This is a genomic window from Clostridium sp. RTP31139st1_H3_RTP31139_211217, assembly GCF_040227035.1.
GTDB lineage: Bacteria > Bacillota > Clostridia > Clostridiales > Clostridiaceae > Clostridium > Clostridium saudiense.
Genome location: NZ_JBCOAB010000070.1, coordinates 1 through 13297 on the forward strand (window position 1 = coordinate 1; position 13297 = coordinate 13297).

16 protein-coding genes are annotated in these 13297 nt (G+C 24.4%); 2 read left to right on the forward strand and 14 right to left on the reverse strand.

Annotation, left to right across the window (positions count from 1 at the left end; genetic code table 11):
• From ABUA17_RS17430 to ABUA17_RS17480, 11 genes are all read right to left on the reverse strand, one after another.
• Positions 1 to 222: hypothetical protein (locus ABUA17_RS17430; RefSeq protein ID WP_502880112.1), on the reverse strand; the 222-nt coding region annotated here is incomplete at its 3' end.
• A gap of 164 nt (positions 223 to 386) precedes the next feature.
• Positions 387 to 641, reverse strand: a complete 255-nt coding sequence (locus tag ABUA17_RS17435; RefSeq protein WP_042402926.1) for a hypothetical protein — start codon at positions 639 to 641, stop codon at positions 387 to 389.
• A 330-nt stretch (positions 642 to 971) separates the two neighbouring features.
• On the reverse strand, positions 972 to 1379 hold the full coding sequence (locus ABUA17_RS17440) for a hypothetical protein (protein ID WP_349821669.1): 408 nt from the start codon (positions 1377 to 1379) through the stop codon (positions 972 to 974).
• 584 nt (positions 1380 to 1963) lie between these two features.
• A complete protein-coding gene (locus tag ABUA17_RS17445) occupies positions 1964 to 2113 on the reverse strand; it encodes a hypothetical protein (RefSeq protein WP_288161463.1) in 150 nt (49 codons plus the stop codon).
• A gap of 62 nt (positions 2114 to 2175) precedes the next feature.
• Positions 2176 to 2718 (reverse strand): hypothetical protein, encoded by a 543-nt coding sequence (locus tag ABUA17_RS17450; RefSeq protein WP_302696000.1) that lies wholly within the window; start codon positions 2716 to 2718, stop codon positions 2176 to 2178.
• Positions 2719 to 2796: 78 nt separating this feature from the next.
• A complete protein-coding gene (locus tag ABUA17_RS17455) occupies positions 2797 to 3162 on the reverse strand; it encodes an RNase H1/viroplasmin domain-containing protein (protein ID WP_195952663.1) in 366 nt (121 codons plus the stop codon).
• Positions 3163 to 4741: 1579 nt separating this feature from the next.
• Positions 4742 to 5788, reverse strand: a complete 1047-nt coding sequence (locus tag ABUA17_RS17460) for a DUF4179 domain-containing protein (RefSeq protein WP_288161446.1) — start codon at positions 5786 to 5788, stop codon at positions 4742 to 4744.
• Positions 5781 to 6365 (reverse strand): sigma-70 family RNA polymerase sigma factor, encoded by a 585-nt coding sequence (locus ABUA17_RS17465; RefSeq protein WP_195952661.1) that lies wholly within the window; start codon positions 6363 to 6365, stop codon positions 5781 to 5783. Before ABUA17_RS17465 ends, ABUA17_RS17460 begins: the two co-directional genes overlap by 8 nt.
• Before the next feature lie 80 nt (positions 6366 to 6445).
• Positions 6446 to 6934 carry a hypothetical protein gene (locus tag ABUA17_RS17470; RefSeq protein ID WP_195952660.1) on the reverse strand — a complete coding sequence of 163 codons (489 nt, stop codon included), beginning with the start codon at positions 6932 to 6934 and terminating at the stop codon, positions 6446 to 6448.
• A gap of 719 nt (positions 6935 to 7653) precedes the next feature.
• On the reverse strand, positions 7654 to 8067 hold the full coding sequence (locus tag ABUA17_RS17475; protein WP_195952659.1) for a hypothetical protein: 414 nt from the start codon (positions 8065 to 8067) through the stop codon (positions 7654 to 7656).
• Positions 8068 to 8187: 120 nt separating this feature from the next.
• Positions 8188 to 8406: a MobA/MobL family protein gene (locus ABUA17_RS17480; protein ID WP_195952665.1), complete on the reverse strand. Its 219-nt coding sequence runs from the start codon at positions 8404 to 8406 to the stop codon at positions 8188 to 8190.
• Positions 8407 to 8542: 136 nt separating this feature from the next.
• Between ABUA17_RS17480 and ABUA17_RS17485 the strand changes: the two genes are divergently transcribed.
• Complete coding sequence (locus ABUA17_RS17485; RefSeq protein ID WP_195952658.1) at positions 8543 to 8749, forward strand: hypothetical protein; 207 nt, start codon at positions 8543 to 8545, stop codon at positions 8747 to 8749.
• 317 nt (positions 8750 to 9066) lie between these two features.
• On the opposite strand, the gene ABUA17_RS17490 is transcribed toward ABUA17_RS17485, so the two are convergent.
• Genes ABUA17_RS17490 through ABUA17_RS17500 form a run of 3 tightly spaced genes read right to left on the reverse strand, consistent with a single transcriptional unit; the run spans position 9067 to position 12696 of the window.
• On the reverse strand, positions 9067 to 9864 hold the full coding sequence (locus ABUA17_RS17490; protein ID WP_195952657.1) for a CPBP family intramembrane glutamic endopeptidase: 798 nt from the start codon (positions 9862 to 9864) through the stop codon (positions 9067 to 9069).
• Between the two features lie 14 nt (positions 9865 to 9878).
• Positions 9879 to 11495: an ATP-binding cassette domain-containing protein gene (locus ABUA17_RS17495; protein ID WP_288161444.1), complete on the reverse strand. Its 1617-nt coding sequence runs from the start codon at positions 11493 to 11495 to the stop codon at positions 9879 to 9881.
• A 1-nt stretch (position 11496) separates the two neighbouring features.
• Positions 11497 to 12696, reverse strand: a complete 1200-nt coding sequence (locus tag ABUA17_RS17500; protein ID WP_195952655.1) for a radical SAM/SPASM domain-containing protein — start codon at positions 12694 to 12696, stop codon at positions 11497 to 11499.
• A gap of 139 nt (positions 12697 to 12835) precedes the next feature.
• Here ABUA17_RS17500 and ABUA17_RS17505 point away from each other — a divergent pair, with 139 nt between their 5' ends.
• Positions 12836 to 12997 carry a hypothetical protein gene (locus tag ABUA17_RS17505; RefSeq protein WP_195952654.1) on the forward strand — a complete coding sequence of 54 codons (162 nt, stop codon included), beginning with the start codon at positions 12836 to 12838 and terminating at the stop codon, positions 12995 to 12997.
• Positions 12998 to 13297 lie beyond the last annotated feature (300 nt).

Here is a 13297-nt window from a genome sequence, read left to right on the forward strand (position 1 = left end):
AGATTTAGTGTTTATTTCATTTAATCTTATAATAGCCTTTAATTTTTCAATTTCCTTGACCATTTGATGATATATTGGACTATTTTCAAATTTATCATCAGCAATCATTTGCATTTCTGATATTTGATTATGTAATTCAACATTAATTTTATTCTGTTCATTTAAACGCTTTTCTAAATCTGTAATTATTTCCTCTAATCCTTTAATAGTTTTTCTTGCCACTATAACCACTCCGTTAACTAATTAATTTATTAACTTAAATATAGCACTTTCTTTATTTTGTTCAATAATTAATTTTGTAACTTAATTGAATTTAAAACTCCCTAGTAAAAATAAAAAAAGTAAAATTTCATGTACATCACATAAAATTTCACTTTTTTATGATTCTATTTTACTGCTTTTAACTTTAATTTTGCTATGTCATAACAATTTGCCTTAGTTACTTCTTCAACCTCTTTCAACTCATTAAGCTTTTCTTCTACAGAAGTTCTAAATTCTAATAAATCTGCTGTCTGCTCTACAACTCCATCAAGCTTCTTTTCAATTCCATCTACTTTAGATTCAAGTCTTTCTTGACTCTCTTTTAACCCTTTTATATCTTGTTGCATAGCTTTTAAAATTTCTAATATTTCTTTTTCCATATACTATTTCTCCTTTAAATTTTTTTAAGTTTTAGTTTACTTAATCATTATATCATAAAAGGACACCTTTAAAGATGTCCTTTACGGAGCAAATCTTCTATGGAAAATTTGCAAACTAAAACTTATTTAAAGTATATCATTTTTATAAATAACATTCTATTAAACTTTTTAAAAGTTTAATTTAAAAAAGTATTTAAGACTAAATACTTTCTACCGCCTTACGTATTAACTTACTCATTACGCTACTCTCCACTCCGTTACTTAATACTCCAGTTGGTCATTAAAAAATATAATTAATACTCTATATCTAAATACTTGAGTTTTTTTACTTTAATATTTCTTATCTAAACCTCTTACTATTTTATTTTCTCTTCTCGTATCTACAAGCTCTATTGCCTTAGGTAATGCTGGTGCTATAATATCCTCTGTTGTTGCTAACCTTCCATACTCAGAAATTACAAAAAATCCATTAATTAATTCTAAAAGTATTTGAGTATTTCTATCAGTATTATTGCTAGAACTTTTAATTTCTTTCATATCAAATTTGATTTGTTCTGCTACTTCTTTTGCTATTATTTTAATCATAGCTTCTGTTGTAATATCTGAATTTTGTCTATGCTCTCTAATTATTAAATCTAATGCTTCACTGCTATATTTTAAATTATTTTTCTCTTTAACTTCTTCTATGTACTCCACATTTTTTTCTGTCATTTTATATTCTTTTCTTATTCTTGCCATATTACTTAACTCCTTTTCTTTTTTATTTAAGGGCTTTGCCCTCGCTATGCTCACCCTTAAACTTTAAAAAAGTTTAATCAAATCCCAAAAAAGAATTATAAAATATCTTAACTGGAAATTATACCTGTAGATATTTTATAAGAGCATAAAGAGAAACTGCCCCCAAAAACTTTGTGGGACTAGGCAAAGCCTAGCGTTTCTATGGGTACAAAAAAATTTCCAAATATCCACCTTTGACGTATGAAAACCGTATTAAAACCGTATATAACCCGACGCTTTGTCGGTGGTTATTTTCTTAATTTTATCATATATTTCTTTAACCTCAAACTATTTTTTTATAAAAAAATGGAGCCACTGCTCCATAAATAAATAATCCCCCTAAAATATAAATAGTATTTTAACTTTCAATTTGTAAACATCATTCTAAAAAATTTTTTTCAAAAGGGGTTGGGCAGCTCTCCCAATAAATAAATTTAAAATTAAGATTTACTTAAATTTAAATTTATAGGAAGTGTGTACTCACTTCCTATGCTTGCTATTCTTCTAATTCTTTTAAAAATTTATTTCTAAAATTAAATAAATTTTTAAAAGAATTTTTCAATACCTCGTTTAGATGGAATATGATAGCCATTTCTAACTTGTATAAAACTACCACATCCACAACTACATTTTATAAATATAACTTCTAATTCTTCTGTCTTTGGAAGCTTAAGTTTTCTCCACACATTGGACATAAAAAATATTTCTTTTTTTCTAACTTCATAATTTTCCCCTTAATAAAAAATACTCTATAAATCTACTTTGAAAAAATCTTAAATAATTTTATTTTTTCATTTCTTTTTTGCTCCATTTTTTCTCTTAGATCTTGGAGCTTATTATCTACTTCTTCAAAATGTTCTGCTAAATATAACTGTTGTTCACTTTTTTTCTGCTCTTCCTTTAAAAGTATCTGACTATTTTCAATTAACTTATGCAATTCAGATATTTGCTTATCTTTTTCATCTAATTGCTTTTTTAAAAATTCATTTTCAGCTTTTAAACTATTTAAATATTCTTTATTGAACTCTTTTAACTCAAGTTTAAACTCTTTAAAGTCAGTATTTTTAATACTTATATCAACATCTTCTCTATCAATATTTAAGCCATTAGTAAAACCATTTAGTGTATCATCCTTAAAGTTTAAACCTTTAAATATTAAATTAATACCTTCATCTGAAATATAAGTAATACCCTTGTTTTTAACAACATACTTCTCTATTTCTTTTAACTTAATTTTATTATAAATACTAACTTTACTTAAACCAGTTAAAACTGATACTTCTGCAACACTCCTCAACATCCCTTAAACCCTCCCTTTTTAAATAAATCCCTATTTAAAAAATTCAATAAATCCCTTAAAAATCCTGTCTACCTATTATTAATCAATCCATTCTTTAATCATTTCCAATAATATTTTATCTCTATCTAATCCGGTTTCATCTACCTTCTTAATAAACTCATTATAAACCTCATTAGGAACTCTAAAATTTATTGCTTTTGTTGAAGATCTTCTTTTCTTACTAGACTGTATATTAACTTTTATTTTTTCTTTAATTGCTGGAATATCTTTATCATTAATACCACCTAAAAATTTTATAGCTTCTTCTTCTGTATAAAAAGATTTATATATACTAGGATAACCTAATACAAGTTCTTTACACTCACTCCAGGTTCTAACTATCTTATTTTTAACACCCTTACCTTCTTTAATAGCATAATATTTTTGTTTTTTCTTTTTACTCATATTCTTATACCCCCCATCGCTCGCACTAAATTTTCATATTTTTTTAGTTGACTTTTAAGTCAACATCAACTATGGTTTGGTGAATTAGGAAACGGCTCGCTCCCCCCCTTGCAATTAATATAACATAAAAATACTAATTGCAAAGGGGACAAGCAAACATGATATTATGGCTTGGAGCCATTGAGGTATCCGTGTCGCATTTATCCCGTGGCTTCCAACCACTATGTAAATCAATCTCGTTTAGGTCTGGTATTATCGAGCATACTACCATGTAACTTTCTACACACCCCTAGGAGCTAATGCAAACTCCACCAGGACAGGCACTCCACTACTAAAAACTAACTTTAATAGTTTGTCTAAAAATAGCACCTCCCCATCTAACGGCGCTATCCTCGGTGGTGAGCCGAGTAGTTTTTTATAGTGTTATTCCTTAACCACTTACCATACAGGATTTTTCAGTATTTAATTTATGAAACTTGTCTTAATTTTTATTTAGTTAAATAAAAAAACCTTTCAGTAAGGTTTTACCATACTAAAAGGCTTGAAAATTCTTCTTTAATCAGTTATACTTTATTCATAATATTGAATAAAATATTTTTTATAAAGTAGCTTTCGTGCTTGGTTTTATGTGTGAGATATAACCTTGAACGTAGTTACTAACTAAATGAAGTTCTTTTCTAACAGCTTTCTAGGTATTGCAGTACCTTGTAAAGTTCGGCTCATATGTTAGTTTGCAGACTAATATATGAGAGTTGAATAAGAGCTTTTTTTATTTAATTTTAATTCCAAATTTAAGTTAATTTTACCCTGTTTTTCTTCATAAAGCAAGATTTTTTTGTTGTACCTTGTTGTCATCGCTTGAAATTACTCACTTCTACTCATATTTTACTTATCTCTAAATTCCTCTATATATCGATTTACTTAATTCTTTTTGTTGTTCAGACTCTCTATGTATTAATACTACTGGATTTATTTGCTCACTTTATTGTAGTATTATGCTATATTATTTACAACTTACTTTTAGAATTATCCCTTTATAATTTGCATAGTTTGTAATGAATTTTTGCTATACCTTTCGACTTACAATATACTATTATTTATAGTTGATTTTTTAATACAACATAAAGAAAAAATAAATAAAATTGAACATAAAATTAATAAATTAAAATTACAAAAACAAATAATCCTAGCTCGTGAAAAAAGGATAAAGAAAAGCTCGTACTAGAAGATTAATTCAAATATGCGCTATTATTGAAAATATAGGTATTGATAATGTAGAATTGACCAATAAGTTCAAATCCTACTTTGAAGCTAATGATAAATCCAAAACTTAGCTTAAAAAATTTATATCCAAAAATAAATAATTAAAATATATTTAGAAATTCTCTCTATTTATATAATGCTGAAGTAAAAAACAATTTAATTAGTGTTAATTTCTATTCTGACTTTTTATATGATATTAAATTTATAATAAAATTTAATATCATATAAAATAAAAAAGAGAGTTAAATATTCAACTCTCTTATAACTTGTAGCATTACCCCCACACATAAACTACTACATAAAAATATTGCTATTATCAGTTATTTAAATATATTTTTTCTTCCATTTCTATCTCATGAGAATGTGTATTATCATCATTACAACTAATACAAGTATCATTATGAATTTCATCAACATACTTAATATAACCTACTAAATATTCTGCATTAACATTAGGAAGATTTAATGTTTGTATTATAGTTTCATCATTTATTCTATGTCCTGATATGTTTTCTATTTCATTTCCATTATTATCTTTAAAAGTGACTATTGCTTTTGGAAGATTTTTATCACGTTTTACTGTAATTTTTAATTCATATGGTGTAAGTTCTATATCTTCTATTGATGTACCATCTGTTATTATATTTTTTATATCTATATTTTTACTTTCTGATAAATCCTTCTTTACGGGAACTTCAAACTCCCAGCTTCCATTATATTCTTTTGTTTTATTAGTTGAATCTATTTCATCAACCATAATTATTTCAATAGAGTTTAATTTTACTTCTAAATTAAATTCATCAACTGGTATTGGACCATTAAACAAATCACTTATTCTATATTTTTCCACTATAAGCAAAGTATTTTCATCAATAAATGAAAAATTATCCGTAAAAGTGGAAATACTGCTTTCTGAATCCGTATATTTTATCTGACCCTGTAATGATACTTTATGAATATCACTTTCTTTTATGTTAAATGTATCCTTATTTAAAACTTTATATGAAATACTTATATAATTATCATCACAAGCCACACTTTCAATAGTAATGTTTATATTATTAGAATTAATAGTTTGATTTACGTTTGTTTCAATATCAGATATTTTTGAATTCGATAATAACTTAGTTTCAAAATACTTAAATATACTTTCAAATGCATTTCCTTCACTTGCACTCGCTAAATTAGAATTAAAAAATACTCCTATTATAAATATAGATAGTATTGCAATCATACTACAAACTTTTAAATAATGCTTCTTCACCTTTTTCTCCTTCTCCCTTTTTAATTTATTTATACCTTTATCTATAAATTCATCTATATTATCAGGAATCTCTATTTTATCTAAATCTCTATTAATCATTTAAATATCCCTCCTTTAAAATCTTGAATAAAGCTTCTTTTGCTCTCTTTAGATTTGTTTTTACAGTATTCTCTGATAAATTTAATGTATATCCTATTTCTTTAATTGTTAAATCATTAAAGTATTTCATTATAATTATTGTTTTATAATTATTTTTCAGTAAATCAACCGCATTATATAAATCAAGTTTCTCATCAATGTTTATCGATTTATTATTAATAAATATATCATCATTATTGATAACATCATAATTATCTATATGTATTACTTTTTTTCTTTTTTTTAACTCACTAATAGTAATATTAACCAATATTCTAGTTATCCACTTTTTGAATGCTAATGGTTCTTTTAATGATTTTATATTTTTAAATGCAACAATTGTAGTCTCCTGAATTATATCTAATGCCATATCTTTGTCACGTGTATGGATATATGCCATTTGATATAAATGCCTTTTATGAAGTTTCATTAAATTTGCAAATGAATCATAATCACTATTAATTGATTTAACAATTAAGTCATATTCATTTAAGTTTATAGTTTTTATATTGTCATACTGATATATTATTCCCTCCATAAACTTAATCCTCCTATTAATTCTTATATACTTATAGAGTTATTTAATATAAAAAAGGTTTCAAAAATTTTTGAAACCTTTTAATTTATTTTATACTCAAATATAATTTGATTATATATGTCTTTATAGTAGTTCACTGCCTCAATATTATTAAATACTTGCTCATACGAATTTATCGTTTTATATATATCAATATCATCATATATTTTATAAGATATATCTTTATATGCTTTAGGAAACTTTCCTAAATATACATTATGGTAAACATATAATTCATCTGAATAATCTACATTATTCGCTTTATTTAATAATACTATATACTCTTTGTTTTGCTTCATAAAATTATATCCATTTATACTTGATACATAACTTAAATTACCTTCTTCAACATTTTCATAAAATAATGATACTGGTTCAATAATATTTAAATACTCTTCACATTCTCCTTTAAGTATATTATCAACTTTTACTTTAGTTATAACTGAATCTCCTAAAATAACACTATCACCTGTAGGTGTTACTATAGCTATAATATCACTCTCTTCCTGAAGCTCTTTAAAACTTTCCATTTTAATATCCTCCTCATAATTAGGGTAAAATTGAGCCGAGTAGTTTTTTATAGTGTTATTCCTTAACCACTTACCATACAGGATTTTTCAGTATTTAATTTATGAAACTTGTCTTAATTTTTATTTAGTTAAATAAAAAAGCCTTTCAGTAAGGTTTTACCATACTAAAAGGCTTGAAAATTCTTCTTTAATCAGTTATACTTTATTCATAATATTGAATAAAATATATTTTATAAAGTAGCTTTCGTGCTTGGTTTTATGTGTGAGATATAACCTTGAACGTAGTTACTAACTAAATGAAGTTCTTTTCTAACGTCTTTTAGGTAGTGCGAATACCTTTAAAGTTTGGCTTAATATTAAGAGTGCGAAACTTAATATTAAGAGTTGAATAAGAGCTTTTTTTATTTAATTTTAATTTCAAATTTAAGTTAATTTTACCCTGTTTTTCTTCATAAAGCAAGATTTTTTTTGTTGTACCTTGTTGTCAACGCTTGAATTTACTCACTTCTACTCATATTTTACTTATCTATCTCTTGACTTTTTTCTTTACCTGCTCAAATCTCTCTAAAATATCATTACTTCCACTTATTCCATTAAAGTTTAATTTCTTTTCCACATCTTACTAATTTCCACTAATTTTATTTATATAAACCTTGTAACCACAATATTTATTAACTGCCTTTATACATCTTCCCCCCTTGTAACGACAACTATTTTGATTATAGAAACTGTTCTTTATACTCCGAATAGTACTCTCTATATTTATTTAAATTTAATTTTTTCTCTTTCATTAATATTGTATTTTTATCCTTATATCCCCTATTTTCTAAAACTTTCTCTTTAATTTTTATAATTTCTTGTATTTCCGTGGCAGCTGACTTATCGTTATATCTTCCAAATAAATTCTTTGGCAATTCTTCTAATTGTTTTTTATGATTTTCAATGTCACTGCTCCAACCTTTCATAAGTCTAATATCTTCTTTCAACGAATAAAGTTCAAACTTTAATTTATTTAGTTCATCTACAAATACTCTTCTAATGTTATTTAACTTATTTACTGAAGAATCTATAATCTTTCTATCTAACTGCCTCTTAACTATATTTTCAGCTTTTTTTATTGTTTTTTTCTTCAAGTGTTATAAATCTATATTTCTCTTTCTCTTCTTTATTAAGCTCATTAAACTCACTTATAGCCTTAACTTTTTCTTTCTCTATATTTTCTATTTGACTATTAAGTTCCTCAATTTTCTTGTTTATCTGACCTCAATCAGATTGTACCCCCTTTTTTCCATAGCATTTACATATGTTCCCACATGAATTTGGGGAATTCTTTCTATCCCTTGCTCTGCAAGAGTTCTATGATCTATTATTTCTTTTATTCCATTTCTTTCAAGACTTCCATTTACGTAGTTTGCCCATTGCTCTCTCCACTCTTCTAACTTCTCTTTTTTATTCCAATCAACTATATCTATCTTTCTTTACTTATATTCTCTCATATTATTTACAACTTACTTTCCGAATTATTTCTTTATAATTTCCATAGTTTGCAAGACATTATTGCTATACTTTGCCACTTAAAATATACTATTATTTAGAGATTATTTTTTAATGCAATATAAAGAAAAAATAGATAAAATTGAACAGAAAATTAATCAATTAAAGGCACAAAAACAAGCCTTACTAGCTCGTGAAAAAGAAAAGGAAAGAAAAGCTCGTACAAGGAGATTAATTCAAATAGTCGCTATTATTGAAAATATGGAAATTGATAATGTAGAATTAGCTAATAAATTTAAATCATACTTTAATAATAATTAAAAATCTAAAACTTGGCTTGAAAACTTTATTAGTGAAAATAACTAATTTATAAAAAAATAATTACATTATGTAAAAATGTAATTAAAAAAATCCATACTAAAATCAAATAAAATGTACCTTATAGTATATACTTTATAGGATACATTTTATTTAAATCATTATTTTAGCTTTATTTTAACTCTGAACATAAATTTCTCTAAGTATTTAATCATACAGTAACATCTACAGAAAAAACACTCTGTAGACCATTAATTTACTACTCTCTTAAAGTTATTCACTGATTTTAATTTGTTATAAACTCCTAAATAATACTTTAATTATACTTGATTAATTAATAAATGTAATATTATACTAGGTGTAAGTGATTTAGATTTTAAATATAGTTTTCCCAAAACATATCCCATTAGTATATGATAACTTAATCCCCAAAAAGAAGTTTGATAAATATGTATTAATCCAAATATTATTGATTGAATAATATTTATTTTAGTATTATTTAATTTAAAGGATTTTAATAAACTAATTAAGAATCCCCTAAAAAGCACTTCTTCAAAACTAGCATTAAATATTAGAGCATCAAATGAATCAAATATATAATCACTAATACAAGAAAATTTATTATATTTAAATACTGAAAATCCATCAATATAAATCTTAGGTATAAATAATATTATGAAAATCACACAACTAACTACTAACCACTTAAATGAGGTTTTCCAATTAAAATCTGTTAACTTAATTGAAAAGAAATAACATGTTAACATAGGTAATATAATAACGATAATTTGTATAATAATTAATCTTATTATTGATGATTGTATAGATACTATTTTAGGTAAGGTCATTAATTTCAAGTATAGCGTTGATTGAAAAAATATTAATATATATATATATATAAAAGGAAATATGGCTTTTCTTTTACTTGGTATATTCATACTCTCATTGTCACTAAGTAAGTTTAATAATACTATTATTATTATTAAGCTTACTATTAAATGACTAATGTATGAATATCTATAATACTGCCATAAAACTACAAACATTCCTATTAGAAATATCACTTCTAAAATTTCTTCTTTAATATTACTTTTTCTATAATCACTTAGTTTATGCATTCTCTATTCCTTTTTTAATTTATATATATTTTTTTTGCATTTAATTCACTAATCATAGAATTATCTAAACTTTTTTCATGAGATATCAGTATAATAATTTTATCCTTTTTGACTTCTTTTAATAGCTCAACTAATAAAAGTTTACTTTCACCATCTAATGCAGATGTTGGCTCATCTAATATCATTACATTAGATTCCTTCAATATCCCTAAGAATATAGCTATTTTTTGCTTTTCTCCCCCTGAAATATTAGAATTACTATTATCTATTATCAAATCATTAATATTGAATTCTTCATTTAAACCTAATTTTTTAAATAATTCTATTGATCTATTAGAATTTATATCTTTGTTTATAACACTTATTAGCTTCCTAAGCTCTCCACCTAATAAATTTGGTTCTTGTTCTACTACAGTAATATTTTTTTTAAGAATATTATTCATATTTATAGTTTTTATATTCTTACCATTAATATTTATCTGCCCGAAATAGCTATTTTCCATTCCTGTTATTAGCTTTATTAATGTACTTTTCCCACTTCCATTTTCACCTTTTAATATATATACATTATTCTTCTTAAACTCATATGTGAAATCATCTATAATTTTTTTGTTTTTATATGAAAAACTTAGATTTTTAATATCTATACTCTCTATTTCATCAATATCTTCTATACCTTGAATGGTCTTTGATATATTATATAGTTCCTGAGTTCTATCATATGATGCTTTAGTTGTTTGATAAATGCTACTAAAATTCAACATAGATGATGTTATTTCTAATATATACGTTAAATAATTACTTAGTATTGTAAAATATCCTATCTCAAGACTTCCATTAAGCACTTCATTAAAACCAATAAACAATATGATTATATTTACATATTGTGTTATTCCGTCTCCTACACTATTTAATTTAGCCGAAACCTTAGTGGATTCTCGTGTTGCTTTATACAATTTTTTATATTCATTTTTAATGTTATTCTTCATTATTCCATATAATGAGTTATATTTTATAAATGAGATTGCATTAAATTGATCTGTTACTACCGATGTATATCTACTACTTGCTTCTTTTAATAAATAATTCACTAAATACATTTTTTTCTTAAAATATAAATATATTAATATATATATTGGTATACTAAAAATATATACTATTGTAATTTTAGTGTTTATTTTATTAATACCTACTAATAACACTATTGCTGATATTATATAAATTACCATCATAATAATAGAATCAATTACAAAAGTAACTATACTAACTGAATCGCTATTTATTCTATCTCTTAAATAAGCCGAAGAATTCTTTTTAAAAAAAGATAATTCACATTTTGATAAATGTTTAATAATATCCATCGAAATTTCAAATGATATATTATTAACTAAATTAACCCTATTTAATTTATTTATATATGATATTACTATTTTAAATGTTGATATAACAGCTAAAATTATTAATGATTGTATAATATTAGAATAACATTTATCATATACTAAATTGTTTATAATAATACCTAACTGTAAAGGAATGCTAAATTGTAAAAATACCTCTGCAAAATTCCCTAATACATATAAAATAGTTCTTATACTCCTTTTTTTTATATATATTAATATAAATTCAACCATATTAAATACCTTTATTATCTTTAATGTATGTGCATGCTTTATTTAATGTATTCTCAATTAAATATTTACTATAATCACATACTGGTCCAGAATTTTTATCTATAGTTTGATATGGACAAGATCCTTGACAAATAGGTAATGTTTTGCATTCTCTACAAGCTTCATCTAGCTCTTTATTAAGCCATTTTAATGCTCTTTTATTTAATACAAATCCATTTTTAACATTTCCAACTGAATAATCTTTAATCCCTATTTCATTCCAACACTTAACTAAATCTCCATCTGGTCCTATTACAAAAGTATTAGGTCCCATTGCTCCACAAGCTAAAGGTATATATTGTGGTAAATTAAAATTATAATTCATTTTCTCATTAAAACGCTTTTGAATATTTGCAAAATCTTTAGGCTTATAGCATAAAGATTTTGTGCAACTATTCTCATTTTCATCTGTTACCGGAGCTATATATATGCTAACATTTTCATGATCTAGTTCTTTATTATAATACTCAACAAGACTATCTAAATCATCACTATTATCTTTATCTATGTTAACTCTTATTCTTATAGGTAAAATATCTCTAATTTCTTTTATATTTTTAGTTATTATATCAAAACTTCCTTGTCCATTTTTTAAATATCTTCTTTTATCATTTTTTTCATTTAACCCATCTAAAGTAATTTGTACAAATTTAACCATACATTCATCCACTAAAATTTCTGCAATCTCTTTATTTAATAAGCTGCCATTACTAACCATTTTAGCGGCATAAGTTATATTTTTTTCTTTGCATAATTTTTTAAATTCTAACGATAGATATCTTATAGAATTTAATTGTAATAATGGTTCTCCACCATACCATGTAATTTCTAGATGTTTATATCCATATAAATCTATATTATGTAATGTAAAATTAATAATATTATCCAATATTTCTTGAGACATTACCCCTGTTTTTTCCTTCTCATAACAATAAGGACAATCCATATTACAAGCTAATGTTGGAGCAATTGTCAATTCAAATACACTTGACATATATTTAGAAATATTTGCATTAGTTTTTATTATTAAAAACTCATCAATAGATTTATCTACAATAATTCCATTAGATAAAAAACTATCTACTATCTCTTTATTTTGAGTATCTATTGGATTTTTGGTAATATTTTCATAAATATTGTAATGATAATCATCTAATAGCAAAAAAGCTCCTGTAAGAGTATTATATATCATTTTTTCATTATTATATCATTTTATGAATTTTTTAACAATATTTTATTTTTTATAAGATATCTAAGCCTTATGCTTTGATATAAATATTTATACTAGGAGGTAATCGGGGATGGAAGTTTTAGTACAAGGAAATAATGCCATTGCACCACTTAATCATGAAATGGGTAGCGGTAGCGGATCATGCAGTAAAAACATAAACTCAAATGTTTGTGTTGGTGTTTTATCTAAATTTACATTATGCTCAAACGGTGGTTGTCTACTTAGAAATTAACCCTGTAAACTTTATATTTTATGTATTAAAAACTGCGCAGAATTAAGCTTCTACGCAGTTTTTTTATTTTTATATTTTAAATTTTACGGTTTTAAGCCATTTGTAAGGGGTAAAAACACCACTATAAGTTTAGCTCTAGTAAACTTTCATGTAAATTCGTATTTTCAGCCCCTTAATTTTTGATATTCTTGTTAATAAATTAATTAAATAACACTTTGTTTGCTAATTAATTTATTAACATTATTGTTCGTTAATTATTTTATGAACAGTAGCAACACTACAATTCATATCTTTAGCAAT

What these genes read in the sequence shown, in the direction of transcription:
- ABUA17_RS17435 (WP_042402926.1), bottom strand. Translation starts at nt 641, where the DNA reads ATGGAAAAAGAAATATTAGAAATTTTAAAAGCTATGCAACAAGATATA.
- ABUA17_RS17440 (WP_349821669.1), bottom strand. Translation starts at nt 1,379, where the DNA reads ATGGCAAGAATAAGAAAAGAATATAAAATGACAGAAAAAAATGTGGAG.
- ABUA17_RS17445 (WP_288161463.1), bottom strand. Translation starts at nt 2,113, where the DNA reads ATGTCCAATGTGTGGAGAAAACTTAAGCTTCCAAAGACAGAAGAATTA.
- ABUA17_RS17450 (WP_302696000.1), bottom strand. Translation starts at nt 2,718, where the DNA reads ATGTTGAGGAGTGTTGCAGAAGTATCAGTTTTAACTGGTTTAAGTAAA.
- ABUA17_RS17455 (WP_195952663.1), bottom strand. Translation starts at nt 3,162, where the DNA reads ATGAGTAAAAAGAAAAAACAAAAATATTATGCTATTAAAGAAGGTAAG.
- ABUA17_RS17460 (WP_288161446.1), bottom strand. Translation starts at nt 5,788, where the DNA reads ATGATTAATAGAGATTTAGATAAAATAGAGATTCCTGATAATATAGAT.
- ABUA17_RS17465 (WP_195952661.1), bottom strand. Translation starts at nt 6,365, where the DNA reads ATGGAGGGAATAATATATCAGTATGACAATATAAAAACTATAAACTTA.
- ABUA17_RS17470 (WP_195952660.1), bottom strand. Translation starts at nt 6,934, where the DNA reads ATGGAAAGTTTTAAAGAGCTTCAGGAAGAGAGTGATATTATAGCTATA.
- ABUA17_RS17485 (WP_195952658.1), top strand. Translation starts at nt 8,543, where the DNA reads ATGCAATATAAAGAAAAAATAGATAAAATTGAACAGAAAATTAATCAA.
- ABUA17_RS17490 (WP_195952657.1), bottom strand. Translation starts at nt 9,864, where the DNA reads ATGCATAAACTAAGTGATTATAGAAAAAGTAATATTAAAGAAGAAATT.
- ABUA17_RS17495 (WP_288161444.1), bottom strand. Translation starts at nt 11,495, where the DNA reads ATGGTTGAATTTATATTAATATATATAAAAAAAAGGAGTATAAGAACT.
- ABUA17_RS17505 (WP_195952654.1), top strand. Translation starts at nt 12,836, where the DNA reads ATGGAAGTTTTAGTACAAGGAAATAATGCCATTGCACCACTTAATCAT.